The sequence below is a fragment of the Chamaesiphon minutus PCC 6605 genome (genome assembly GCF_000317145.1).
Classification (GTDB): Bacteria; Cyanobacteriota; Cyanobacteriia; order Cyanobacteriales; family Chamaesiphonaceae; genus Chamaesiphon; species Chamaesiphon minutus.
On the sequence record NC_019697.1, the window covers coordinates 4144549 to 4169938 of the forward strand.

The following is a 25390-nucleotide window of genomic DNA, read 5'->3' on the forward strand; positions in this document are numbered from 1 at the left end:
TCGATGAATAATACCTGGTTCGATAATTTTTTCCGAAATAGTAATGGTGAAGTTGTCATCGGTCAAATGCCCAATATCCCGATTATTGTTTGGGTATTGGCGACATTATTAAAAGTTGTCTACAAAACAGGACAAGTCAATATTGGCTTAGATTTATTAGCTTCTAGTGCCCTATTTGTGTGGGCGATTGGTGAGTTATTTCAAGGTGAAAGTCATTTCCGCCAATGGCTGGGTCTGCTCGTGCTCATTGCTTTAATGACGACCAAAATTCAGCAAGTCAGTATCGCTAATAATCGAGTTGGATAGTGGATAGTGGATAGTGGATAGTGAGTAGAGATGGGAACTGCGTTCCCTCACCTATCCACCCATCTACCCATCCACCCATTTACTTTTCCCTGCCACAAACCTAGATTGCAGCTACTTAAAGCTTTGAACTAAGATTAACGAATATATCTATAAGCACCGAGTGTCATTGTCATAATGTCTTCAGACCAAAAAATAGCTGCGAGTAGCATTTTTGTCAAGGGTAGCGCAATGGCCGATTTAATGTGCGAGTATGATTGGTCACAGACTCCGCTAGGCGATTCTTCTGGCTGGTCTCAGAGCTTAAAAACAGTATTGAGTATTCTGTTGACTTCACAGCACCCAATTTTTTTATGGTGGGGTGAAAGTCTCATTCAGTTTTATAACGATGCCTACCGTCCGATTTTGGGCACTACTAAGCATCCCCAAGCACTAGGACAACAGGGACGCGAGTGCTGGCAGGAAATTTGGCATATTATCGAACCCACGATCGAAGCTGTGATGCAACGCGGTGAGGCGACGCGGATTCAAGATGGGTTGCTGTTGCTCGAACGCAATGGCTATTTGGAAGAATGTTATTTTAACTACGCCTACAGTCCCATCAGAAATGAGGCGGGGGATGTCGGCGGCATTTTTTGTGCCTGCGATGAAACTACCAAACGCGTAGTCGGCGAGCGACAGCTCAAAACCCTGTGCGAATTAGCAGCGCAAGCATTGGTAGCTAAAACCGTCCGGGAAGCGGGCGAACTGTGCATGAGCGCGCTCGCCAAGAATCCGGCGGATATCCCGTTGGCATTGTTATACCTGATGGATGACGATCGAGACGAGTCGGCGTGCCTCATGGGTACTGCTGGTATCGCACCGGGCACGAGTGCCAGTCCCGAACGGATCGATCTAGCAACTCACCCCTGGAATTTGGATCGAGTTCAGCGCACCGAGCAAGCCGAATACATCCCCAATTTAACCGCCCGATTTAACTCGCTACCCAATACGATCTGGGATGTGCCGCCACAGTCGGCGATCGTGTTACCGCTGGAACGATCGAGACAATCGCAGATATCGGGGTTTCTAATTTTGGCAATTAGTCCTCGCCGTGCCTTTGATGAGGACTATCGCGGCTTTTTGGAAGTTGTCGCCAGTCAGGTGGAAACTGCCATCGGTAATGCGCGCGCCCATGAAGAAGAACGCCAACGGATCGAGGCTCTAGCCGCACTCGATCGCGCGAAAACCGAGTTCTTTAGCAATGTATCTCACGAATTTAGGACGCCGCTAACGCTGATGCTATCGCCGTTGGCAGAGACGATTGCCAATCTCGATGGCACCATTTCCCCGCAAGATCGCGATCGACTCAAACTGATTCAGCGCAATGGCAATCGGTTGCTCAAACTCGTCAACAGTCTCCTGGACTTTTCGCGGCTCGAAGCAGGCAAAGAGCACGTTAGCTACGAAGCTGTCGATTTAGCTAGTTATACCGCCGAACTCGCTAGTACCTTTCGATCGACGATCGAGCAAGCAGGTTTATCGTTAGTTATAGAATGTCCCACCCTACCCGCAGCGGTCTGGATCGATCGGCAAATGTGGGAGAAGATCGTCCTCAATTTGCTCTCTAATGCCTTCAAATTTACCCTAGAAGGCACGATCTATGTGCACCTGGAGTACTCAGGCGATCGAGTGAAATTAACCATCTCTGACACGGGGGTGGGCATCCCAGAGCCGGAATTACCACGCTTATTCGATCGCTTCCATCGGGTCGAAAATTCGCAAGGACGCAGTTTTGAAGGTTCGGGCATCGGCTTATCGCTCGTGCAGGAATTCATCAAATTGCAGGGCGGCACGATCGCGGTGACGAGTACGGTAGGGGCGGGCAGTAGTTTCGTAGTGACAATGCCCACGGGACACGATCGATTCCCCCCGCTCGATAATTCCCATCACACAACGGCAACACCGTCCGATCCGTTGCCATATATCGAAGAAGCGCGCAGTTGGCTGCCAGAAACTAGTCTCGCGCTACCCCCCACCCAAACCCCGCCAGCCGATCGTCCGACAATTCTACTGGCTGATGATAATGCGGATGTGCGCGATTACGTTCGGCGATTATTAAGCAGATCTTATCAGGTAGAAACAGTAGCCGATGGCGTGGCGGCAATGGAGTCGATCTACCGCCAGCAGCCGGATTTAGTTTTGACAGATGTAATGATGCCCCGCATGGATGGGTGCGAGTTGCTGCGAGTGCTGCGCTCTAGTCCCACTACGGCAGAGATCCCGATCGTGTTATTATCCGCCCGCGCTGGAGAAGAAGCTCGGATTGAAGGACTCGCAACTGGTGCAGATGATTACCTAATCAAGCCATTTTCCGCTCGTGAATTAGTCGCGCGGGTAGAAGCAACCATCAAATTAGCCCAACTCCGCCGCACCGAACGCGATCGCGCCTTGCAAAAAGAAACCGACATAGCTGAAGCCAATCTCGATCGGATCGTGTCGAGCCTGCGCGATGGCTTTGCGACCTTCGATCGGCAATGGCGATACACCTATGTCAATAATCGCCTGCTGGACATCATCAATCTGCCCCGTGAAGCAGTGCTGGGGCAATACTCTTGGAATGTATTTCCTCATCAAGTAGGGGTTGAGTTTTACGATCTGTTAAATCGGGCCATGACCGAACAGGTGGAGGCGCAGTTCGAGTTTTACTACTCATTGGTAGATGCCTGGGTAGAACATCGCGTCTATCCCACCAGCGATGGCTTGGCGATTCTGATGGCAGATATCAGCGATCGCAAACGGGCAGAACTCCTGCTAGTCGAGCAAAAACGACTGTTAGAGTTAGTCGCGGCTGGCGAACCGCTAGCAGATTGTCTAGCTGCCGTCTGCGCCTCCGTGTCCAATCTGAGCTTGGGCGTTCGCGCCTGCATTTTACCCACCGATGCCCAGCGACAAACATTTCCCTACCTTATTACCCCAGAATTTCCGCCATCCTTCGCGACTGGCTTACAAAATACACCCATAAATGAGCTGCTCGGAACTTGCGCGATCGCGGTCGATGCCGGAAAATCAGTAACTTGCGCCGACATTAGCGAAGAAGGATCGCCCTCATGGCGAGATCTCTGCGTAGCTCATGGCGTCCTGGGTTGCCATTCTGCGCCGATCGTGGGTGCGGACGACCTACCGCTAGGGTCATTGATGTTATGTTTCGATCGATCCCGCCTGCCGACCGAGTGGGAGTACCAATTAGCCGAATTTGGCACCAATATCGCCAGCATCGTCTTCGATCGCGAGCGCGCTAGCCTTGCCCTCCAGACATCTGAAGCCAAATACCGAATGTTGTTCGAGTCGATGGATCGAGGCTTCTGTATCTGCGAAATGTTATTTGACGAGCATGGCGTACCAGTTGACTATCTGTTTCTCGAAGTCAATTCAATCTTCGGCAGTTTGACGGGATTGGAAGGATCTGTAGGTAAAACAGCACGGGAACTAGTGCCCGATCTCGAAGCCCGTTGGTTTGAGATTTACGGTCGAGTCGTCCAGACAGGCGAACCGATTCGGTTTGAAGATGGATCGAGCGTCATGAACCGCTGGTTCAATGTCAACGCTTTTGCCACTGGTACGCCAGGTAGCAACCAGTTTGCCATTTTATTTACTAACATCACCGAGCGCAAACAGGCCGAAGAAGCATTACGAGAAAGTGAGGCGCGGCTGCGGTTCATGTTGGATGCTACCCAAATCGGCCTGTGGGATCTCGACCTAACCACCCAACAGCACACAGCTACTCGATCGCTCCGGCACGACCAAATCTTTGGCTATGAGTCGCTGTTGCCAGAATGGAGCTACGAAATCTTTTTGACCCACGTCCATCCTGAAGATCGCGGCGCAGTGGATGAGAAGTTTCAACAAACGATCTCAACCAACGCCGATTGGAACTTTGAATGTCGAATTATCCACGCCGATGGCGGCATTCATTGGATTTGGGTGCGCAGTAGTGTTTATTGTAACGCTGACGAGCGGCCAACGCGGCTATTGGGCATGGTGATGGATGCGACCGATCGCAAACAAGCTGAAGCAACCCTTGCAGATCGCGCTCGCGAACTCGCCGATCTCAACACTCGCCTTGCCCAAGCCGCCAGCCAGCTCCAGGAGCGCAATCAAGAACTCGATAGCTTCGTCTACATCGTCTCCCACGATCTCAAAGCACCCCTGCGCGCGATCTCCAATCTCTCTGGATGGATCGAAGAAGACTTTGACGGCTCGCTGACCGCACACACCACAGAGCAGATGAACATGCTCCGCAGCCGCGTCCATCGGATGGAAGGCATGATCGACGGACTGCTCCAATATGCCCGTGCCAGCCGCAAAGATAGCCAGCTAGAACTAGTTTGCGTTGCCGACTTACTCGCCGAAGTCATCGAATCGATCGATCCACCATCGATATTCACGGTGAGCATCGCTACCGAGATGCCCACTTTAGAAGCCAAGCGATTGTTGTTGTTCCAAGTATTTGCCAACCTCATTAGCAATGCCTTCAAACATCACGATCGTTCGGATGGCTGCATTCGCATTTCCTGTCGCGCCCAAAGCGATTTTTATGAATTTGCCGTAGCCGACGACGGCCCAGGCATCGACCCAGTCTATCACGATCGGATCTTTATCATTTTCCAAGCCGCCAACCCGCAAAAAAATTCCGACAGCACGGGTGTCGGTCTGAGCATCGTCAAAAAAATTGTCGAAACAGCCGGAGGTCAGATTTGGCTGGAGTCAGAGCTAGGCAAAGGAACGACATTCTACTTTACCTGGCCGAGGCTATTATCAAGCGCGAAATCTTAATTAACTGAAATTAGGGAGCGGCACATTGCCAAAATCACAGGTAGAGGTAATTCATGAATTACCCCTACCGAGGGTTTCACCCCTTACAGCTAGCGACGCCCGAAAATTTGCTATTTCCTACAACTCTTCAGATGGATTAGATTGACCGAGGACGGGAGTTAGATAAGCAACCAATACCCCGATCGCAAATCCAGAGCAATTCCGCAATAACGGTACCCATTCTGATGTACGGGTAATCACAGGTGCGATGCCGAAGGCGATGAATAAAATCCCCCACAATGGCGAAAAAATCAACGCCCATTGCCAAGCAAAACCGCCGTCAGGTTTGCGATATTGTCCGGCAAATCCACAAATTACGCCACCGATAACCGAGCTAATCAGGGTGAGCAACCACTGTTCTTTGGGCAATCCTGGCACCACATTACAACCACCCTTAACCAAGCAAGTTTTAACTGCTTCTAGAGAGTCTGTAATAGCACTGTCCTCGCCGTTCTCGCGAACATAGTACATATTTCCAAATCTGGTTTGCAGCTCGATCCAGAAGGTTCTAGGCATGAGTTTGTACACATCATCGCCAACCCGAAAATTGAGGGTATTACCACCGCGAGAATCAGAGACAACAAGGACGCTTTTCTCATCGAGTCCCCAGTACTTACTCACCGCACGTCCGGGAGTGCGATCGTATTGTGTCAAGACGCGCAGCTTCCAACCAGTTTCGGCTTCAAAGGTATCGATATCTTTGACAAGCTTCTGTTCTTGGATTGCGGTGAAAGTTTTCGCTAAATCGATAACGGGGGTCTGCTCTTTGGGCAAGAGTTCGGGATTGTCATAAGCTTGGGCGGATGGGGCGATCGACCATAGCGATATACTTAACACTACGGCAATTGCAGATCCGAGCAGGCGGCGGAAGATCGTGTTCGATGAGGGCATTTTCTACTAAGCTCGTTGGGTCGATGCTAAGGCAAATCGGAGATCGGCATTCATCAGTACCGATATTGCGACTGTCTCGATCGATATAAATTAATCTATTATTAATTTACTTTACAATACTTTACGAGAAAACGGGGCGATCCGATCGGATGCGGAGCGAGTTGGGAGCGAGGGACAGGGAGAAGGGGAAACGGGGAAACGGGGTTGAGCCATTTATGAGTCGAAGCGGCAGGATCTTGGTTTGACGGGGCAGTCTTTTTCTTCGAGTTGATTGTGGCTCAGATAAAGGTCGGTTAAATTTTTCAAACTCGCCAGGGGTTTGACATCACTAATTTGATTTCGAGAAAGTTTTAGCTCGGTTAAATTTTTCAAACTCGCTAGAGGCTTGATATCGCTGATTTGATTAGAATTGAGGTCGAGTCCAGTTAAATTTTTCAAACTCGCCAGGGGTTTGATATCGCTAATTTGATTGGCATGAAATTCGAGATAGACTAAATCTTTTAAACTAGTGATGGGCTTAACGTTTTCGATCTGATTGGCATTGAGAAAAAGTGTCTTCAAATTAGTCAAACTAGCTAAAGGTTTCAGATCGCTAATTTGATTGGAATTGAGGTCGAGTCCTCTTAAATTAGTCAAACTAGCTAACGGTTTTAGATCGCTAATTTGATTGGAATTAAGGAAAAGTGCTTTCAAATTTGTCAAGCTAGCTAAAGGTTTTAAATCTTTAAGGCGATCGCCACTGAGGTATAGTTCCGACAGACTTTTAAGTTTAGTATCGGCTTGTTGACAATCTTTAGTACCTGCTTTTTGCAGCATTGCATCGATCGTCCGTTTAGTATCCGCAGAGGCAGAATTTCGCTCCTGACACCAGGTCGCGAAACTTTTAACATTTGCTTGCTGTGCTGAAACCCCGATCGGAGCTATTCCTGAGAATAATAATATTGAAATGCTGGTTAGTGTAAAAGGAATTTTCATAAAATAGACGCCCACCAAGATCCTGAGGATTATGCATTCGCTAGCATCTACAATCACAAATGTCCCCAATCCGCAAACGATCGCTAAAAAAATATCCGCACAATAGCAATATTGCGCAAATATTAAGTTACTAATACCTTTGTTTGTCGAAAAATAATTAGGTAGAGGTGCGATCTCGATCGAGATTAACTCACCTCTTGCACCACCAGATAAAGACTAGTGCTTGGTGTAGATCTGGTGGGCACCCACAAGGGACACCCCCCACACAATCAACCTGTAGGGGTGCCCCTTGTGGGTACCCCAGGTCTACACTAAGCACTAGTTAATTAAACCCAAAACTACTAGCCTTTGGTCGTGGATAATTTGAGATTGAACTCAGTTTCAAAAATCGGCTTTTTATAATCCAAACTCCAACATTCCAACACGCACGCATCGGTAGGATCGGTGGGGAAAAATGTTAGATGGCACTCGCGACTAGTCAAATCGCAGTTGAGACGAACATCCTTAATCGCTCCGATCCTGCGCCTGTCGAGAGCGACAGCTACTCTTAAGATCGCACTGAGTTGGGAGACGATCGATCTTTGCTCTTTGGAGAGATTTTGTAAATTCTGATGTTTCTTTTTGGGTGGGCTTTTGCGATGGTAGCGCGCTACATTGGCAATGATATCGATTTCGGATTCGCTAAAGCCTAGCAGTTCGCCATACCTAATCAGATAATAAGAATGCTTGTGGTGGGCATCGTGACTGACAAAGTGACCGCTATTGTGTAAAATTGCCGCACTCCAGAGTAACTGTCGAATCGATTTATCCCAAGTATGTATCTGTCCGTAGGTTTGGTCGAAGAGACTCAAAGCTAGTTCGGCGACGCGCTCTGAATGGGGGAGATCTACGCCATATTTACCAGCAATTTTGAGGGTACTGCGTTCGCGAATCGAACCTTGGTACTTGAGTCGATCTTCAATCAGTCCCTGTGTCAGCATCCAGTCAACGATTACCCCTTCGCGAAGACTGCGCTCGCAGACAGATAGATGTTGCATCCCTAGTAGTGTCATCGCTTCTTGGAGCACGACGGCACCTGCGACGATAATTTCGGCACGTCGCTCGGAAATGCCTTCAATTGCCGTCCGCTCAGCAACAGTCATGCGGCGGAGGCGATTGATGAGATTGCGTAATTCAGCTAGATGAATGCCCGAACCATGGACGCGATCGGGGACGTGACCATTTTTCTCTAAACTAAGGATCGTCGCTAGTGTTTCGATCGTGCCGGAAGTCCCAATCATTTTGGGCATTTCCCCCGGCTGGAGATTAGCTTTAATCTCATCGATGGCGCGTTCCAATTGTCCGCGCACGAAGGCTTGGAGATAGAGTAAAGCTCGATCGCTAACAGGATTATTGGGGATAAATTCACCCGTCAGCCGCACGGCACCGATTTTGGTACTGCTGAGGGTGCGCGGCTCGTGCGTATCGCCCAAGATTAGCTCGGTGGAACCGCCACCAATGTCGATAATAATATGCGGCGTATTGTTAAACTCGACTCCCGATAAAACGCCCAGATAAATCCGCCGCGCTTCTTCTTGTCCCGAAATAATATTGACGGCTAATCCCAATTCTGCCTCGATCGATCTGACAAATTCATGTCCGTTGGGAGCTTCGCGTACCGCGCTAGTAGCCACGGCAAAGATCTGTCGAACGTTGAGACTTTTGGCAACTTCCTGACATCGTTTGAGGGCACCAAAGGCTCGCTCGATCGCCTCTGGGGTGAGGTTACCCGTCAGGGGGTCGCGATCGCCCAAACGCACGGTTTCCTTCTCACGAGCGATCGTACTAAAGGCTGGTAACGAGGTGACTATCCGCACTATCACCATATGAATCGAATTGGTGCCAATATCGATCGCGGCAATAATCGGATCGTTGGATGCTCGATCGCCATCGATCGTGGCTGAAGCTTCTAATACCACATTTACCATAGGGATTTTCAGCCAAGTGAGAGGACGATTGTTATTGTAGATAAGTCAATTGTGAAAACACTACCAACAGAATCTAATTTACCTTGATGGCGGACTTTGATACAAGCGTTACTAATCCATTACAATCTGTTTTTTACTCTGCCAACGAGCGCAATCATGCGGCGATCGCTCGAATCCAGAAATTATCCATTTACAGATCCGCCGATCTCAACCTCGAATCGAGTGGATTTGTTCCGCTCCAGCACTGCGTTTATTAGGGATTGGCACTTGGCTGTTTGTTAAATGCCACTTGAATAGCCAGTAGAATCAACCCGATTGCAATAATCCCAAATACTGCCGCACCCAAGGCTGTAGAACCCACAACCAGAGTGCGCAACGCCGTGGCAATATTTACTGCCATATTAGTCTTTTGAACCATCGGTTTGGTGGCAAACGTCGTGGCAATCTTACTAGTCATCATATACATCGCGATCGACATTGCGCCAGCAATCAGCGAACCAGTCAAACAACGCAAGGGACTGGGGAGAGTGGTTTCGGGAGGGGTAGTCATTTTGGATTTTGGATTTTGGATTGAATACTGGTTATTAAAGTTGAGTAGCTGACAAGCAATGTGTTAGAAAAAGACAATTGGTATTTTTACCTTTAACCTTTAACCTTTCCCCCTTCCTACACTAAAATTTCTCCCATACTCACTAAACCACCCTGACGCCTCGATCGCAAAATTGAGTGACAAATAACTCTAAATCTGGATCGGAAAGAGCGGCACGGACTTGATGATAGATGGTATCAGCTTGCTCCCGCGAGGCTGCTAAACTAAATACCGTTGGCCCCGAACCAGACATCATCGTCCCTAAGTTGGGATGACGTTGAAATTCTGCCCGTAATTCGCCCACTTGTGGATAAGCAGGCAATACCACTTTTTCTAGATCGTTATACAAACGCTGTCCAATTTTAACGGCATCTTTAGCCGCGATCGCGCGAACTAAGTCTCCAGAATGTACGCGATGAGATCGATCTATTAAAGCCGTAGGCTCGCGTGCGTACTCATGCTCGAATTCTCGTTGATAGGTTTTATAAGCCCAAGGGGTGGATACCTCTAAGCTCTGATATTTACCCAGCACCACATAGATCCCCGCTAAGCTAGGTAGGGGCGAGATTACCTCCCCTCTTCCGGTGGCAATGGCAGTTCCCCCCGAAATACAAAAGGGCACGTCAGAACCCAATTTTGCCCCCAATGCTTGCAAGTCGCTTTGAGTCAGTCCCAATTCCCACAATAAATCGATGCCAACCAGCACGGCGGCGGCATTCCCCGATCCGCCAGCCAATCCCGCCGCGATCGGGATATGTTTGTGTAAGGTGATTTCGACACCACCAGATTCGAGAAAAGCATCGGGAAATTCTTGTTGCATCAATTCAGCCGCTCGATAGGCTAAATTAGTCCGATCGAGTGGTACTTTGGGGTTACCGCAGTGCAGGATAATGTTATCGTTACTCACAGATCGAATATCTACTCGATCGGCCAATTCGACTGTCTGCATTACCATCACTAGTTCGTGATAATTGTCAGGTCTGATCCCGAGAATTTCTAGATGGAGATTGATTTTGGCTGGGGCAATGAGCGTGTAAGATTTCATCTAAATTTGTGGGTGACAAACCAATGTTATATTGGTGTTAATTTCGCGATTGAGTTCGATCGGCAGATTTCGATCGCCGATTGAGGATTGCGACGCTCGATCGAATTTGATGGAGACAGATCGCTAATATCTTTCGATCGCCAGCAATTCTAAATGTCATCGGGATCGATCCCTAAATCCCGCAGTTTGGTGGCTAATCTGTTAGCTCGCTCTTGCGCCCGTTGGGATTCAGCTTGTGCTTGTTGAGACTCTGCTTGCGCCCGTTGGGATTCAGCTTGCGCCCGTTGGGACTCTGCTTGCGCCCGTTGAAACTCTGCTTGCGCCTCCCTGGTTTTGGCAATTTCTAGCTTTGTTCGTTGCTGCTCTAACTTTACCCATTCAGTTGGTGTGGGATAACGCTGGTTATTTTCGTCATACCAATACAGCCACTCTCTAGTTATACCGCCGTAGTCGCCCCGCTCGTAGCCGATACCCAATCCAAGTTCTGGCATCCATAAGGGATTACTAGTTTGTAACTCATAGATGCCATTTATCAGTTTGTAGATCTCTAATTTAGGTTTGCGCCGCCGTTGGGAATTATAAATTACATAGTAGAGAATCCCTAGCTCGGCATATCGATCTAGCTTGGTGGTATATTCCTGTCGATAAGTAGCTGAGACGATTTCAATCGCGAGGCTGGGTACCACCAACTCATCCCATAGTACATAACTGGGCTGCAGTTCTTCGTCGTAGCATCTTTCTACGCCCAAGCTGAGGAAACCATCGGGTACGATTGGCGGTAAATCTGGATCGAAATAAATTGCCATATCGATGCCAAACAGCCAATCCATGCGCTGTGCCCACAAAATCAGTAGGATTGATTTTAATAATCCAGGGATTAATTCTTGGAGTTCGCTATCCACAGGGGTGTCGTCGGAGCAGGGCAATTCTTCGGCAGAGGGTAGGCATCTGCGCAGTTCGGATTGGAACATGGCTACTATACCAAACTAGATAAGTGTATTTTAGCAAGGCTCGATCGACAATTATATTAATTTAGATTTTTGAACCACAGAGGCACAGCGATTTGCGAAAAGTCTAGTTCCCCGACAGTTTACGAGCAGAGCGGGACAGAGGCACACAGATCGCACAGACAATCAAAGATATTAACGCCATTCCGCTACCCAACCTACAAATCTATCTTCATTGAGAAGGATTATCTTCGATCGGGAAATCTGGCTCGCCCTTACGATCGCCTACCAAATTAGATAACTTTATCCACTGCTCGATACTAAGATCTTCAGCACGAGCTTCATCACTGATATTTAATGATGCGAGAAGTTCGACGAGTGATTCTCGATCGATCGCGCTTTGGAGATTATTTCTCAACATCTTCCGCCGCGTACTAAAACCCAATCTTACTAAATTATTTAATAATTTTGGATTATTAGCAGTCAACTCCAACCTTCTCGGTGTCAGTCTAATCACGGCAGAATCAACCTTTGGTGGCGGCGAAAAGTCGCGAGCGGGCACGGGACAAATTAATTCGCAGTGAGCTAAATATTGTACGCGAATCGATAAAGCTCCAAAAGCTTTGGTGCTGGGTTTTGCAAACAATCTGTCACCGACTTCTTTTTGAACTAATAACACGATCGAATCAAATGGTCGCTCTGCGGGATGGACGATATTACCTAAAAGTTTTTCGAGGATCGGCCCTGTAATATTATAAGGAATATTTGCAACGACTTTATTAGCTTGTTGAAATTTAGGAAAAGCGGTTAAATTACCATCGACATCGAGGTTGAGAAAGTCATTTTCTAATAAAATAAAATTATCGAGATGACCCATTTTTTTAACCAATAGCGCACTCAAATCCCGATCGATCTCCACTGCTACCACCGCACTTGCCGCTGCCACCAGCCGACGGGTGAGAATGCCAGTACCAGGGCCGATTTCCAGAATGCGATCGGTAGGAGCGATCTTCGCGGCGGTGATAATTCGATCGAGTACTTGTTCGTTACGCAACCAGTGTTGTCCGAATTGTTTCTTGGTCTTCATCTAGGGGATAGAGGGTAGAGGGTAGAGGGTAGAAAGAAATTCTTACCCTTTAATCTTTGTTTGTAATATTCAAACTTCAGATCGATCGACTGCATAGCAATCCTCGATCCATTACTGTTCGGTTAGACAGCTAGACAGCGGTTTCAACCGTCGCTAACGTTGCCAAGTCCGCTTTCTCTGCGAGACACTACACGAACGCGGACTAAAACTAGAGCAAATACTTGCTTAACCGAACGGTATCGATCCTCGATCGACTACTATAAAATCTCCGAAACCATTTCTTCTTCAATCACTACCCTCTACCTGTGCTACTTACCCTCAACTCACTACTGGCTGCACTGACATTTTATACCTGCTTTCCGATCTCGCCGAAGCTTCAATTGGATTTCACCAGAATCGCTCGATGGGCACCTGCAATCGGGTTGTTATTGGGTGGAGGATTGGGATTGGTAGATCTGGGCTTAGATTGGCTACAAATGCCCATATCGATTCGATCGGGTATGATCGTGGTGTTATGGATTTGGTGGACGGGCGGATTGCATCTCGATGGGGCAATGGATAGTGCCGATGGCTTGGCAGTCCAAGATCCCGACAGAAGGTTGACGGTGATGTCAGATAGCGTTACTGGCGCATTTGGGGCGATGGTAGCGGTAGTTATCATCTTACTCAAAACTTGCGCCCTAACTGCAATTACTGGCGATCGAATCTGGATTTTACCGTTAGTTGCAGGCTGGAGTCGCTGGGGACAAGTACTTTCGATCGGTTTGTATCCCTATCTCAAAATCCAAGGCAAGGGCGCATTTCACCGCAAAGGACTAAATATACCTAATGACATCTTACTGGGACTGTTCTTTGTCTTGGCTGTAACTGGATGCCAGATCTATTTACAACCCGCAAATTGGTTGGCGATCGGGATAAGATCGATCGCTAGTTGTGGGATTGCCGTTTTAGTTGGGTATTATTTTCATCGCCGTTTGGGCGGACATACTGGCGATACCTATGGTGCAGTTGTGGAGTGGTCAGAAACATTTATCTTGTGTCTGTGTACGATTCCAATCTCCTAGTTCGGGATAAGAATACTGCTCCGTTCGGGCATTGCCCTCAAATGAATTAGTTGCTCAGAGCGAAAGTCCACTTCAGTGGACTGAAGAATCTGGCAGTCCACTTCAGTGGACTTCTACTCTTAGCCCGTTGGCGAAGCCTATCCGAAGGCTACACTTATAGTTCAGGGCGGTGATAGAACGAAGCTAACAATTTTTGAATGGAGAGAGATCCTTAAACCCGAACTCAGGTCTTCTCAGTCCGCGATTTCGATCGCAGGCACTCGACTTTGTGTAATATTCTCCGAAAATTTGTTATTATTAGAAGGTTGTCTAAAAATTCGCACATTCAGGAATTCGGGTGTTTCACAACGAAATACAGCCTGGATGGAGGATAAACCCGATTAGGAGTAAAGAATCTTATGCCAGTAGTAACCTTGGCGCAAATGATGGAGTCTGGCGTCCACTTCGGACACCAAACCAGACGTTGGAACCCCAAAATGGCTCCATACATCTTCACTGCGCGCAACGGCGTACACATTATCGACTTGGTGCAAACCGCCCAGTTGATGGAAGAAGCCTATACGTATATGCGGACAGCCGCAGAACAAGGCAAACGGTTTCTGTTTGTCGGTACCAAACGTCAAGCAGCAGGTATCATCGCACAAGAAGCGAGTCGGTGTGGTGCAGCGTACATCAACCAACGGTGGTTGGGGGGAATGCTTACCAACTGGACGACGATCAAAAGTCGGGTCGAACGCTTGAAAGATCTCGAACGTCGTGAAGCCAGCGGCGCGCTAGATTTGTTACCCAAGAAAGAAGCTTCCGTACTGCGACGGGAAATGGCTAAACTCCAGAAATATCTGGGTGGGATCAAGAATATGCGCAAGGTACCCGATATCGTCATTGTTGTCGATCAACGACGGGAATATAACGCGATGTTGGAATGCCAAAAGCTAAACATTCCGATTGTCTCGCTACTAGATACCAACTGCGACCCCGACTTGGTTGATGTAGCTATCCCCGCGAATGACGATGCAATTCGTTCCGTCAAACTAATCCTCGGCAAACTCGCCGATGCGATTTATGAAGGTCGTCACGGTCAACTTGAAGGTGCCGATATCGATCCTTACGATGGCTATGAAGACGTTGAAGACGACTTCGATGAAGAAGGAGAATTTGCTGAAGCTGCTGATGAAGGCAGCGAAGGCTAAAATTAGGGAATAGGGATTAGGGATTGTTGCAGCAATTATTTAGTTAATTGTGAGGCTGGGGGAAAGGGGAAAGGGAAAAGGGGAAAGGGATGAATGCATCATGTAATTTACCCCTTACCCTTTACCCCTTACCCTTTACCCCTTGACCTTTACCCCTCTACCAAAAACCATCTCGAACACAGATAAAGGAAAATGGCTGAAATAACTGCAAAGATGGTTCAAGAACTGCGCCGCCAGACGGGTGCAGGTATGATGGACTGTAAAAAAGCTTTAGGCGAAACTGAAGGCGATTTGACCAAAGCGTCAGAATGGCTGCGTCAAAAAGGCATGGTTGCTGCTGGCAAAAAAAGTGACAGAGTAACTGCTGAAGGCTTAGTCGATAACTATATTCAAGCCGACGGCAAAACTGGCGTGTTAATCGAAGTCAACTGTCAAACAGACTTTGTGGCACGCAACGATGCTTTCAAAGAATTAGTCCAAAGTCTGGCACACCAAGCGATTACTGCCGATAGCGTCGATGCACTTTTGACTCAACCCTATGCGGCTGACAGTAGCATCAAAGTATCAGAAGCAATTGTCCAATCGATCGCCAAAATTGGTGAAAATCTCAACGTGCGTCGCTTAGCTAACTATCACGTTGCTGATGATACTCAAGGTGCTGTTGATTGCTACATCCACACTGGTGGCAGAGTCGGCGTATTGTTAGAAGTCGGGTGTACTTCTGCAAAAGTGGCAGACAGCGATGATTTCAAAGTATTAGCCAGGAACTTGGCAATGCAAGTTGCTGCCTGTCCTAATGTCGAGTATATCAACGTCTCCGAAATTCCTGAAGCGATCGCAGCTAAGGAAAAAGAAATCGAAATGGGACGCGACGATATTGCCAATAAACCCGACAATATCAAAGAAAAGATCGTCCAAGGACGTATCGACAAACGCCTTAAAGAAATGACCTTAGTAGATCAACCCTACATTAAGGATCAAAATATCACGGTAACTGAGTTGATCGCTCAAACTACCAAACAGTTGGGCGAAGATATTACAGTCCGCCGTTTCACTCGCTTTATCCTCGGCGAAGGGATCGAGAAAGTCGAATCTGATTTCGCTGCTGAAGTTGCAGCTCAAATGGGCAAAGCCTAAGTTATTAGGTAATATCAATAAAAAAGATAGGTCTAAATTTAGACCTATCTTTTTTATTGATAGGTCGAAGGTACAATTCCTACAAATTCATTTATCGATTTAGCAAGATATTTAAATCAATAATTCTGATAATTGTTTGAGATTGCAATCGATGTTATTGAAAACGGGGATATCAGTAAATTCAGCTAACTCTCGTAGAAATAATGGCGAACTAGAACACACACCCGAAATAGCATCTGGAACTAGGCCAAATTCCTGCTTGAGGACATTTAAGCCCCCGATCGCACCAAAAGTATCATGAGCGGCAAATATCAGCTTGTGAATCCGCGATCGCACGTCTGGAGACTTCAATAATAGTGCTGTTTCTCGTTGTAAAATTCCGTCTGCTAATTCAACACACCAATAATTTTTAGGATTATTAGCATACTTAAGATCGAGATCGTTAAATATTTTCACTACTTCTTTTTCTTCTAAAAGGTAAGTAGATGGAAATCCAAAATGTGTAAAGTCATTAACGATCGAAGCTCCCGCATCTTGCATGTGCAAAATATCTTTAAGACTAGCAGTACCCGTCACCTTAGAAGCACGAACATCATATCCCATGGTAGTCAACGCCCAACAACAAGCTGTCGCACTAGTACTCTTACCAGAGTTCATACTAGTCCCGATAAATAGAATTAATTTGGATCTATCTTCTTTTTTCTCCGTTTTCTTGGGTTGAATTAACGGATAGTTACGGGTATTAACAACTTCACCAGTGGAATCACAAATATAACCTAATATTTTGATCTGAGTAGGTTCTTTAACCGATGAGTTTTTAACTTGGACATTGCCAATAATACCCGATCGAGCCAACAGATCGACCTTATTTGTCATCGTTAGCGGGATAGTTCCTTCATAAAAATCCGGCGCATAGCGATTCCCAAATACAAAGATCGCTGTCGAGCCTTCATTGAGCCTGTGAATTCTTCCCGATTTATTCTCTAGTTCGACATGTTGCCCGAGTCTAGTAACTTTCCCATAGACAACATCACCATTTTCTGGTTGTTTTTCTAGAAAATTATAATATTTAATTTGCTTTCTACTAATCGTGTATGCAGCACTAGGAAGAATATACCAGTCAGGAATCTTGTGCATATGAATCATCACGAACGATTTACACTATTTTCCTGCCACTCGATCGATCCACGCTGTGCTATTTTATGCAATCTGCAATAACTTTTCTAAAGGATCGCGCTTTTTATCACGATTACGGTGTGTTATCGCGCCAGCCTAACGCACCAGAACTAATAAAATATCACGATCGATCTAAATCTTTCGCCGCCAATATACGCGGTACAACAATCAAAAAATAAGTCCACCACAGCACAATTAATGCCCCTACTGGCACAGTTAACCAAAAAGTATGAAATACCAGCCAACTACCTGCAATGATAATTATCCCAGTCAAGATAATCGTCCACGGCTGACACCACCAAGGCTTAGATTCCCAAAGGTTTGTCTTGCTCACGATTTAATTAATTATTTTACTTAGATTAATCATAGTGCTAAACTCGATCGAGAAATATTAACTCAGCGCAAACAATGTTTAGGGAACGCACTAGATCTGGGACAGCATTAAGGTTGGCGATTTTTCCAGTAATTTGGTTTGCGACTACAGTGCATCACGGCGATGATGAGAAGATAGTCTTGCTCGATCGAATATAGAATTGCATACGGAAATTTACGAGTCATACATCGGCGCACATCTTCATCAATCTCAGGATAGCGAGTAGCAGATTCTCGAATTCGGTAAACTGCATCCTCGATCGAATTAATAAAGGCTTGAGCAATCTCCCTATTTTGATTTGCATAGTATTTAACCGCTTCACCATACTCAGCTAAAGCGTCTGGATGAAATACATATTTCATAGATCGATCGAGTTCCGAACCTGTGCTAGTGCATCATCGCCAGGAATAGCCCGCACAGATCCATCCCGCACCTCATCTCGGCGTTTTTTTGCTTCTGAACTCCAAGCGGATTGAATATCGGTGTCGATGTCAAACTCTAGGCTCTCAATTAGCTTGTCTGCGAGGATTGCTCTGGATGCACTAGGCAAGGATAAGATTTCTGCTGTCAATCGATCGAGTGATATCATACTTATTTTTCCAGGTGTTAACCATACCTCCATTTTAGCAAAAGCGTCAACAGAAGGATCGATCGATCGAACACCCTCATTTTAGCTTGGGGAGTCATCAACTCGGTTTTTCTAGGAAAATAACGAAATCGCGAAGATCGATCGAACATTTATCATTATTTCCCATAAAAATGAAACGTCGATCTAAAGTATTAGTCAAACATCAGCACATCACCCACTTTATCGCCTTACGAGCTTAACTTCATCCTCCGACCAAAGAGGGAAAGACCAAAAACCATTGTACCCTTCTTCTATCCATATTGGCGATGGTGATTGTGCCGCTAATTCTGGGGTATAAGACGGACAATATTTGGCTGTGCCGAAATCTTCGCTTGTAATAAAGTTATCTTCACGAAACCATTTACCATTCGATCTGATTAGTGAGAAAATAAAATTGCCACTAGCCTCATATATTTCCCAACCTGTAATACCATTGTCCCACCCGTCATCAACATAACCTTCAATATACACAGCAAAAGTCTCAAGATTAGCAACATGAAACTTTACGACATGAATCTCCGTTAAACAGTATCTGGAATACCAAATATGACGATTAAAAGACTCAATTACCGATACTGGTACTTTGCTTGAATCTAGCCTTTTAATCTTAATTGCATCTGGAAGCCACTTAACTTTTGGAAACCCTTCCCGATGATATCGATCGATATCATCGGAGATATTTGTAGATGGGAATTGTGTTTCAAATTCTAAATTACTGTACTCATCGGCGAGAGTAACATAACCAATACTAATACTAGAAAGAAACCGCCGAATACGCCCACCACTGCTTTCTTCCATTTGCCGTCCATAAAATTTTTTGATGGACGATAGATCTTGCTTCGTCAGCATTATTTACAAGTTTATTGATTTAATTTGAACATTTATAGATAGGGTACGACTTCGCCCGTACCAGCCAGTGGTATATTCATTGTGCATTTAGACTAAATGGTAACTTAAAATAGAACAACCTAGATACAGAAGCTAAATCCAGATGTTAGAAGCATATCGCCAACATACAGCCGATCGAGCCGCATTGGGAATTCCCCCATTACCGCTCGATGCCGAACAAACCAGTGCCCTCTGCGAACTGTTACAACATCCACCAGCAGGTGAAGAGGCTAACTTAATAGCATTATTGCGAGACAGGGTTCCACCTGGAGTAGATCCGGCTGCTTATGTCAAAGCTGGCTTCCTGACTAGCATTACTACGGGTAAAGTTAATTGTCCCCTGATTAACAAGATCGAATCGATCGAGTTATTAGGTACGATGTTAGGTGGTTATAATGTTCGATCGCTCATTGACCTTCTCGAATCCGATCGTACCGAACTTGCTACAGCCGCAGTCAAAGCACTGAGTAAAATCGTCCTAGTTTACGACGCATTTAACGACGTGTGGGAACTCTCCCAAACCAACCCCTACGCCAAACAAGTCATCGATGCCTGGGCGAATGCTGAGTGGTTCACATCTCGCCCCACCCTGCCCGAAACCATTACCGTCACCGTCTTCAAAGTCCCTGGTGAAACCAACACCGACGACTTATCTCCTGCAACAGAAGCTACCAGTCGCCCCGATATTCCTCTCCATGCCCTGGCGATGCTAGAAACTCGCCAGCCTGGGAGTTTGGCAACTATCGCTGAATTGAAACAAAAGGGACACTCGATCGCCTACGTCGGCGATACAATCGGTACGGGTTCCTCGCGGAAATCGGCGATTAATTCCGTTCTCTGGTATATCGGCGCAGATATTCCCTGCGTCCCGAATAAGCGCACGGGTGGTTATATTTTGGGTAGTAAAATCGCGCCGATTTTCTTTAATACTGCTGAAGATTCGGGGAGTTTACCGATCGAGTGTGATATTACCATGCTCGAAACTGGTATGGTCATCACCATCCATCCCTATGCTGGCAAAATTACCAATGAAGCAGGCGAAACCCTCTCCACCTTCAGCCTCAAACCCGACACCATTCTCGATGAAGTCCGCGCTGGTGGTCGAATTCCCCTCCTCATCGGGCGCACCCTCACCGACAAAACCCGCATCGCATTGGGATTACCCCCCAGCACCATCTTTACCCGCCCCACACAACCCACCGATACAGGCAAAGGCTACACCCTCGCCCAAAAAATGGTCGGCAAAGCCTGCGGATTATCCGGCGTGCGCCCTGGCATGTCCTGTGAACCCTTAATGACCACCGTTGGTTCCCAAGATACCACGGGGCCGATGACTCGCGACGAACTCAAAGAACTCGCCTGTCTGGGTTTCAGTGCCGATTTAGTCATGCAGAGCTTCTGTCACACCGCCGCCTATCCCAAACCAGTAGACATCAAAACCCACGAAGAACTACCCGACTTCTTCGCCCAACGCGGTGGCGTTGCCCTTCGCCCTGGCGATGGCATCATCCACTCCTGGCTAAATCGGATGCTCCTCCCCGATACCGTCGGCACGGGCGGTGACTCCCACACCCGTTTCCCCCTGGGCATTTCCTTCCCCGCAGGATCTGGTTTAGTCGCCTTCGCCGCCGCTCTGGGTGCGATGCCCTTAGATATGCCCGAATCTGTCTTAGTGCGCTTCACAGGCGAATTACAGCCCGGAGTTACCCTCCGCGATATCGTCAATGCGATTCCCTACGTCGCCATGCAAAAAGGCTTACTCACCAACGACAAACAAAATAAACTCAACGTCTTCTCTGGGCGGATTATGGAAATCGAAGGCTTACCAGACCTCAAAGTCGAACAAGCCTTTGAACTCACCGATGCCACCGCAGAGCGTTCCTGCGCTGGCTCGACGATTAAACTCAGCGAAACCACCGTCACCGAATATATCCGCTCCAACGTCGCCCTACTCAAAAACATGGTCGCACGCGGTTATGGCGATCCTCGCACCATTTTACGTCGCGTCGCCCAGATGGAAGCTTGGCTGGCTAATCCCGTATTAATGTCCGCCGATGCCGATGCCGAATACGCAGAAATCATCGAGATCGATCTTAATACAATTACCGAACCGATCGTCGCCGCTCCCAACGACCCCGACAATATCAAACTCCTGAGCGAAGTCGCAGGCGATAAAATCGATGAAGTCTTCGTCGGCTCCTGCATGACTAATATCGGACACTACCGCGCCACCGCCAAAGTCCTCGACGGCGAACCCGCAGTCACTACCCAATTGTGGATTTGTCCCCCCACCCGCATGGACGAATCCCAACTCAAAGCCGAAGGCATGTACGCGATCTTCGATGCCGCTGGCGCACGGACAGAAATGCCCGGATGCAGTCTCTGTATGGGCAATCAAGCCCGCACCGCCGATAATGCTACGGTATTCTCGACATCCACCCGCAATTTCAATAACCGGATGGGTAAAGGTGCCCAAGTCTATCTCGGTTCGGCAGAATTAGCGGCGGTATGTTCGCTGTTGGGACGGATTCCGACGGTACCGGAATATCTGGATTTGATGAGTAAGAAAATCAATCCGTTTGCTGGGGATCTGTATCGCTATCTCAATTTCGATCAGATTTCTGGTTTTGAAGATGAGGGTCGAACTATCTCGGTGGATGAGGTGAGAAAGCTGGCCGAAGTCTAAAAAACATGGCTTGTAAAATCCCCTCCGAGGAGGGGTGCCCGAAGGGCGGGGTGGGTCAGATCTACGCTAATTACTAGAGATCACGATCGATCGTGGGTACACTAAATCTGTAATTTGATTATCCGATCGATGTCAGAGCCGAAATTAGAAGATTGCGATCGATCTGAGCAGTTAGAATTAGAAGACTCGATCGACAGTATGCCACCTAATCCCAAACATTCGGGTTTTATGAGTGCAAGCGGAGATCTACCCACCCCGCCCGCTGGGCACCCCTCCGAGGAGGGGATTTTTCGGAGGCGGGAGATTATTGGGTATGAGCGGTATTTGAAGGAGTTGGCGCGGAAGTTACGGCAGAATATGACTTTGGGTGAGGTGTTGTTGTGGCAACGCTTGAAACGGAAGCAGATGCGGGGTTATGATTTTGACAGGCAACGTCCGATTGATCGATATATTGTCGATTTCTATTGCAAGGATTTAAAGTTAGCGATTGAAATTGATGGCAGCAGTCACGATGGCGAGGAAGCAAAGGTTAATGATGAGATTAGATAAGAACGTTTAGAATCTTTGGGTGTGAGATTTTTAAGGTTTAATGATGTTGATGTGAAGCTGAATATGGAAATGGTGGTAGAGTCGATCGAGCTTTGGATCGACGATAAAAGATAATTTCAATGCAATTCAAAAGATTTAATTTTAAGATTGTTTAATCCAATCTATAAAACTAACGGTATTATGAGAAAGGTAAACACACTACCCGAAGACCATTATAGTGAAGTTTAGCTGCGTGCGTATACCAATCACGAAATGCGCTGTTACAGCGATCAGATTTATCCAAAAATGAACCGCCGCGCAATACATAGAAAAAAGTTTTATTATTTTCAATCCATGCACTTCCATTCATTGGTGCTCTCATATAATTCTCATGCCATGTATCTAAGCACCATTCACAAACATTTCCGTGCATATCATACAAGCCAAATGCATTAGGGGGAAAGCTACCAACGTCAGTCGTTTCTTTATGAAATTCACTGTAGTTTACTAAATCACTGGTAATTGTCTCTCCAAAGTAAAAAGAGGTAGTAGTTCCAGCTCTACAAGCATACTCCCACTGGCTCTCAGTAGGAAGAGTATATTCTCGCCCTATATGTCGAGATAATTTCTCACAGAATTTAAAAGCATCATCCCAGCTAATGTTTTCGACAGGACGATTTTTACCTTTAAAGCGAGATGGATTTGTGCCCATAATCGCTTGATACTGCTGCTGGGTGATGGTGTATTTACCCATGTAGAAAGGTGAGAGATTGACTTGGTGGATGGGTTTTTCCTTATTATTTTTATTAGAACCCATCATGAAGCTTCCAGCGGGAATATAAACCATTTCTAATTTTACGCCGTTTTCTAAATCTTGCACAAATTGCTGTGCTTTGCCCTTTCGCCTCTGCACTTCTGGGACATCAATCATCTCATCTATTTCATGTTCTACCCATCGCTTAAATACAACGCCCTCTTTTAGAGATATTTTCTTTTTAACAGTCTTCTTAATAGTCACAATTTGTGCTGTTTCAAACTCAAAAAATTCTAGATTAGGATCGTGATTTATAGATAAATCTAGATTCTCTAGTTTCGATGCTGAAGAAGGTGGCAGAGTAGATATAGTATTTCGTGCAAAACCAGTCAAATCAGTTAGTACATCGATCGCTGACTGATATCGTTGAGGTAAAACATTAGCAATCATCTTGTCTAATACCTTACCCAGCTTTTCATCCACCGGATTATTAACCAAATAATCTCGCCATACCCAAGCATCTTCATTCATATCAAACAAATCGAAAGGTGAAACTTGAGTCAGCAGATAGATACAAGTCACCCCCAAACTATAAATATCGCTAGCAAATACTGGTTTACGTCTAGCTTGCTCCGGTGCTGCAAATTCCGCACTACCAATCGCCGTTCCGGTTTTAGCCAACATCGATTGAGTCGCTTGCTTCGCCGCACCAAAATCGACCAATACCAAACCACCATCACTGCGCCGCCGAATGATATTCGCTGGCTTGATATCGCGATGAATAACTGGTGGTCATTCGTGACAAGTTAAGGCGCGATCGCAATTGTCAAGCACGTTTGGCGATCCTTCGATCGACCGTTACATCAGATATTCAGAGATCGAATACATTAGCACTATCAATCGAGTTTTTTGATATATAGTGAGACCGAACCAACAGCCACGCTATATATGGGTGTTGACATTCGATCGAAAACCTTAACTTGTCACAGATGACTGGTGGTGACTGATGGTGTAAGAAATCTAAAACTGGTAATAACGACTCCAGTAACTCGCGGATCTTGACTTGGTTAAAAGTGCCAGCAGTGGCTAATTCCTGCTCCAAATCTTGCCCATCGATAAACTGTTGCACCAGATAGGGCTGACCCTCGATATCAAAGTAGGCAAGGAGTTCGGGAATCTGCTCGTGTTTGCCCAATGCTTCTAAATGTTGTGCCTCCTCGTAGAACAGCTTGAGGGCAATCTGTCTGGTTTCAGGATGATTGTTGCTAAACGCAAACTGTTTGATGACACACAACGGCTTACGGGGTTGGTCTTCATCTACTGCTTTGAAGGTTTTACCAAACCCACCTTGTCCTAATAGCTTCAGCGCGCGATAGCGATCCTTGAGCAGGATCTTTGCCCCACAGGACATACAGAAATTGGTGGTGGGGCTATTCTTATCTGGAGCGGGACAGGTAGGGTTGATGCAATAGCTCATATCTAGGGCGGCTGAGGAGGGAATATTCATGCTTACAATTAGTATTCCCATCTCCCACCCACAAGTTAAAAAATCCCCTCCTCGGAGGGGTGCCCAACGGGCGGGGTGGGTAGATCTTCGCTACTCACTCACTAATTATCGATCGCGGTTACACTAAATCCATAGTTTGATTCTACTTGAAATGTCAGAATTAGCAGACTCGATCGAGAATTGCGATCGATCTCAGCCGTTAGAATTAGATGAATCGATCGAAAGTATGCCATCTAATCCCAAGCATTCGGAGAGAGAGGGTGCAAGCGGAGATCTACCCACCCCGCCCTTCGGGCACCCCTCCGAGGAGGGGATTTACCTGCGGAAGTTGAGGGATAATATGACTACTCCACTAAACAGCACTTTTCGGTGAGATTCAACTAAAGACTATGGGAAAATCGATCGCGAAGCGCGCCGCTAGGCGGTCGCATTTGGCTGGTATGGCGGAAAATATAGCCACCTCGACTGGCTTTTACCCCTACTACCACCAACACAACATTTTTGCGACGTATTTGGTGGCTCCGCTGCTGTCATCATCAATCGCCCTCCATCTCCCGTTGAAACTTATAACGATATCCACAGCGAAGTCGTGAATTTTTTTCGCGTCCTCCGCGACCAAAAAGAGCCTCTGATTGAAGCCATCGGTTTAACACCTTTCTCTCGTGAAGAACTAGCATTAGCCAGCCTTCGCCAGACAGAAGGAATCACCGAACTAGAACGCGCTCGGCGTTTTTTCGTCTGTGCTAGACAAGTGCGAAAAGCCTGTATGAGAAAACAGGTGGAGTTGAAATAGCCGTGCTA

23 protein-coding genes and 1 pseudogene are annotated in these 25390 nt (G+C 46.7%); 9 read left to right on the top strand and 15 right to left on the bottom strand.

The window, feature by feature from the left end; all coding sequences use genetic code 11:
* The first annotated feature begins 3 nt into the window (after nt 1-3).
* Both CHA6605_RS18970 and CHA6605_RS31830 read left to right on the top strand, forming a co-directional pair.
* The gene (locus CHA6605_RS18970; RefSeq protein WP_015161016.1) at nt 4-306 is read left to right on the top strand and encodes a hypothetical protein; all 303 of its coding nucleotides are present in this window, start codon (nt 4-6) and stop codon (nt 304-306) included.
* A 174-nt stretch (nt 307-480) separates the two neighbouring features.
* Nucleotides 481-5118: an ATP-binding protein gene (locus CHA6605_RS31830; protein WP_015161017.1), complete on the top strand. Its 4638-nt coding sequence runs from the start codon at nt 481-483 to the stop codon at nt 5116-5118.
* A 117-nt stretch (nt 5119-5235) separates the two neighbouring features.
* On the opposite strand, the gene CHA6605_RS18980 is transcribed toward CHA6605_RS31830, so the two are convergent.
* From CHA6605_RS18980 to rsmA, 8 genes are all read right to left on the bottom strand, one after another.
* Nucleotides 5236-6048: a TPM domain-containing protein gene (locus CHA6605_RS18980; RefSeq protein ID WP_015161018.1), complete on the bottom strand. Its 813-nt coding sequence runs from the start codon at nt 6046-6048 to the stop codon at nt 5236-5238.
* A 213-nt stretch (nt 6049-6261) separates the two neighbouring features.
* Entirely contained in the window at nt 6262-7023 is a 762-nt protein-coding gene (locus tag CHA6605_RS18985) for a leucine-rich repeat domain-containing protein (protein ID WP_041549672.1), read from the bottom strand.
* Nucleotides 7024-7364: 341 nt separating this feature from the next.
* On the bottom strand, nt 7365-8990 hold the full coding sequence (locus tag CHA6605_RS18990; protein WP_015161019.1) for a Ppx/GppA phosphatase family protein: 1626 nt from the start codon (nt 8988-8990) through the stop codon (nt 7365-7367).
* A gap of 253 nt (nt 8991-9243) precedes the next feature.
* Nucleotides 9244-9540 (bottom strand): DUF3082 domain-containing protein, encoded by a 297-nt coding sequence (locus tag CHA6605_RS18995; RefSeq protein ID WP_015161020.1) that lies wholly within the window; start codon nt 9538-9540, stop codon nt 9244-9246.
* Nucleotides 9541-9682: 142 nt separating this feature from the next.
* On the bottom strand, nt 9683-10624 hold the full coding sequence (ispE, locus tag CHA6605_RS19000) for a 4-(cytidine 5'-diphospho)-2-C-methyl-D-erythritol kinase (protein ID WP_015161021.1): 942 nt from the start codon (nt 10622-10624) through the stop codon (nt 9683-9685).
* A 37-nt stretch (nt 10625-10661) separates the two neighbouring features.
* The gene (locus tag CHA6605_RS36275; RefSeq protein ID WP_269744508.1) at nt 10662-10784 is read right to left on the bottom strand and encodes a hypothetical protein; all 123 of its coding nucleotides are present in this window, start codon (nt 10782-10784) and stop codon (nt 10662-10664) included.
* A complete protein-coding gene (locus CHA6605_RS19005; RefSeq protein WP_015161022.1) occupies nt 10774-11595 on the bottom strand; it encodes a Uma2 family endonuclease in 822 nt (273 codons plus the stop codon). The genes CHA6605_RS36275 and CHA6605_RS19005 overlap by 11 nt, the downstream gene beginning before the upstream one ends.
* A 208-nt stretch (nt 11596-11803) precedes the next feature.
* Nucleotides 11804-12658 (bottom strand): 16S rRNA (adenine(1518)-N(6)/adenine(1519)-N(6))-dimethyltransferase RsmA, encoded by an 855-nt coding sequence (rsmA, locus tag CHA6605_RS19010; RefSeq protein WP_015161023.1) that lies wholly within the window; start codon nt 12656-12658, stop codon nt 11804-11806.
* A gap of 305 nt (nt 12659-12963) precedes the next feature.
* On the opposite strand from rsmA, the gene cobS reads away from it, so the two are divergent.
* The 3 genes from cobS (at nt 12964) to tsf (ending at nt 16049) form a co-directional block, all read left to right on the top strand.
* A complete protein-coding gene (gene cobS / locus CHA6605_RS19015; protein WP_015161024.1) occupies nt 12964-13722 on the top strand; it encodes an adenosylcobinamide-GDP ribazoletransferase in 759 nt (252 codons plus the stop codon).
* Nucleotides 13723-14120: 398 nt separating this feature from the next.
* Nucleotides 14121-14912, top strand: coding sequence for a 30S ribosomal protein S2 (rpsB, locus tag CHA6605_RS19020; RefSeq protein ID WP_015161025.1), 792 nt, complete (start codon nt 14121-14123; stop codon nt 14910-14912).
* Between the two features lie 192 nt (nt 14913-15104).
* Nucleotides 15105-16049 carry a translation elongation factor Ts gene (tsf, locus tag CHA6605_RS19025; protein ID WP_015161026.1) on the top strand — a complete coding sequence of 315 codons (945 nt, stop codon included), beginning with the start codon at nt 15105-15107 and terminating at the stop codon, nt 16047-16049.
* 111 nt (nt 16050-16160) lie between these two features.
* On the opposite strand, the gene CHA6605_RS19030 is transcribed toward tsf, so the two are convergent.
* The 5 genes from CHA6605_RS19030 to CHA6605_RS19045 form a co-directional block, all read right to left on the bottom strand.
* Nucleotides 16161-17195, bottom strand: a complete 1035-nt coding sequence (locus CHA6605_RS19030) for a hypothetical protein (protein WP_315874950.1) — start codon at nt 17193-17195, stop codon at nt 16161-16163.
* A 151-nt stretch (nt 17196-17346) separates the two neighbouring features.
* Nucleotides 17347-17559 carry a DUF6737 family protein gene (locus CHA6605_RS33070; protein WP_015161028.1) on the bottom strand — a complete coding sequence of 71 codons (213 nt, stop codon included), beginning with the start codon at nt 17557-17559 and terminating at the stop codon, nt 17347-17349.
* Between the two features lie 107 nt (nt 17560-17666).
* On the bottom strand, nt 17667-17960 hold the full coding sequence (locus CHA6605_RS19035) for a type II toxin-antitoxin system RelE/ParE family toxin (protein ID WP_015161029.1): 294 nt from the start codon (nt 17958-17960) through the stop codon (nt 17667-17669).
* Nucleotides 17957-18187 carry an addiction module protein gene (locus CHA6605_RS19040; protein WP_041549674.1) on the bottom strand — a complete coding sequence of 77 codons (231 nt, stop codon included), beginning with the start codon at nt 18185-18187 and terminating at the stop codon, nt 17957-17959. The genes CHA6605_RS19035 and CHA6605_RS19040 overlap by 4 nt, the downstream gene beginning before the upstream one ends.
* A gap of 219 nt (nt 18188-18406) precedes the next feature.
* Nucleotides 18407-19075, bottom strand: coding sequence for a hypothetical protein (locus CHA6605_RS19045; protein WP_015161031.1), 669 nt, complete (start codon nt 19073-19075; stop codon nt 18407-18409).
* 142 nt (nt 19076-19217) lie between these two features.
* On the opposite strand from CHA6605_RS19045, the gene acnB reads away from it, so the two are divergent.
* Entirely contained in the window at nt 19218-21800 is a 2583-nt protein-coding gene (acnB, locus tag CHA6605_RS19050; RefSeq protein ID WP_015161032.1) for a bifunctional aconitate hydratase 2/2-methylisocitrate dehydratase, read from the top strand.
* A 129-nt stretch (nt 21801-21929) separates the two neighbouring features.
* The gene (locus CHA6605_RS36930; protein WP_232432101.1) at nt 21930-22349 is read left to right on the top strand and encodes an endonuclease domain-containing protein; all 420 of its coding nucleotides are present in this window, start codon (nt 21930-21932) and stop codon (nt 22347-22349) included.
* A gap of 178 nt (nt 22350-22527) precedes the next feature.
* Here CHA6605_RS36930 and CHA6605_RS35825 read toward each other — a convergent pair whose 3' ends face one another.
* Together CHA6605_RS35825 and CHA6605_RS19065 are read right to left on the bottom strand one after the other, a co-directional pair.
* Nucleotides 22528-23865 (bottom strand): bifunctional serine/threonine-protein kinase/formylglycine-generating enzyme family protein, encoded by a 1338-nt coding sequence (locus tag CHA6605_RS35825; protein ID WP_269744610.1) that lies wholly within the window; start codon nt 23863-23865, stop codon nt 22528-22530.
* Nucleotides 23866-23953: 88 nt separating this feature from the next.
* On the bottom strand, nt 23954-24589 hold the full coding sequence (locus tag CHA6605_RS19065) for a protein kinase domain-containing protein (protein ID WP_198288372.1): 636 nt from the start codon (nt 24587-24589) through the stop codon (nt 23954-23956).
* Between the two features lie 151 nt (nt 24590-24740).
* On the opposite strand from CHA6605_RS19065, the gene CHA6605_RS34355 reads away from it, so the two are divergent.
* The gene (locus tag CHA6605_RS34355) at nt 24741-24962 is read left to right on the top strand and encodes a hypothetical protein (protein ID WP_015161035.1); all 222 of its coding nucleotides are present in this window, start codon (nt 24741-24743) and stop codon (nt 24960-24962) included.
* Between the two features lie 51 nt (nt 24963-25013).
* A pseudogene (locus CHA6605_RS19070) lies at nt 25014-25346 on the top strand (DNA adenine methylase); the annotation flags it as partial.
* Nucleotides 25347-25390: the final 44 nt, after the last annotated feature.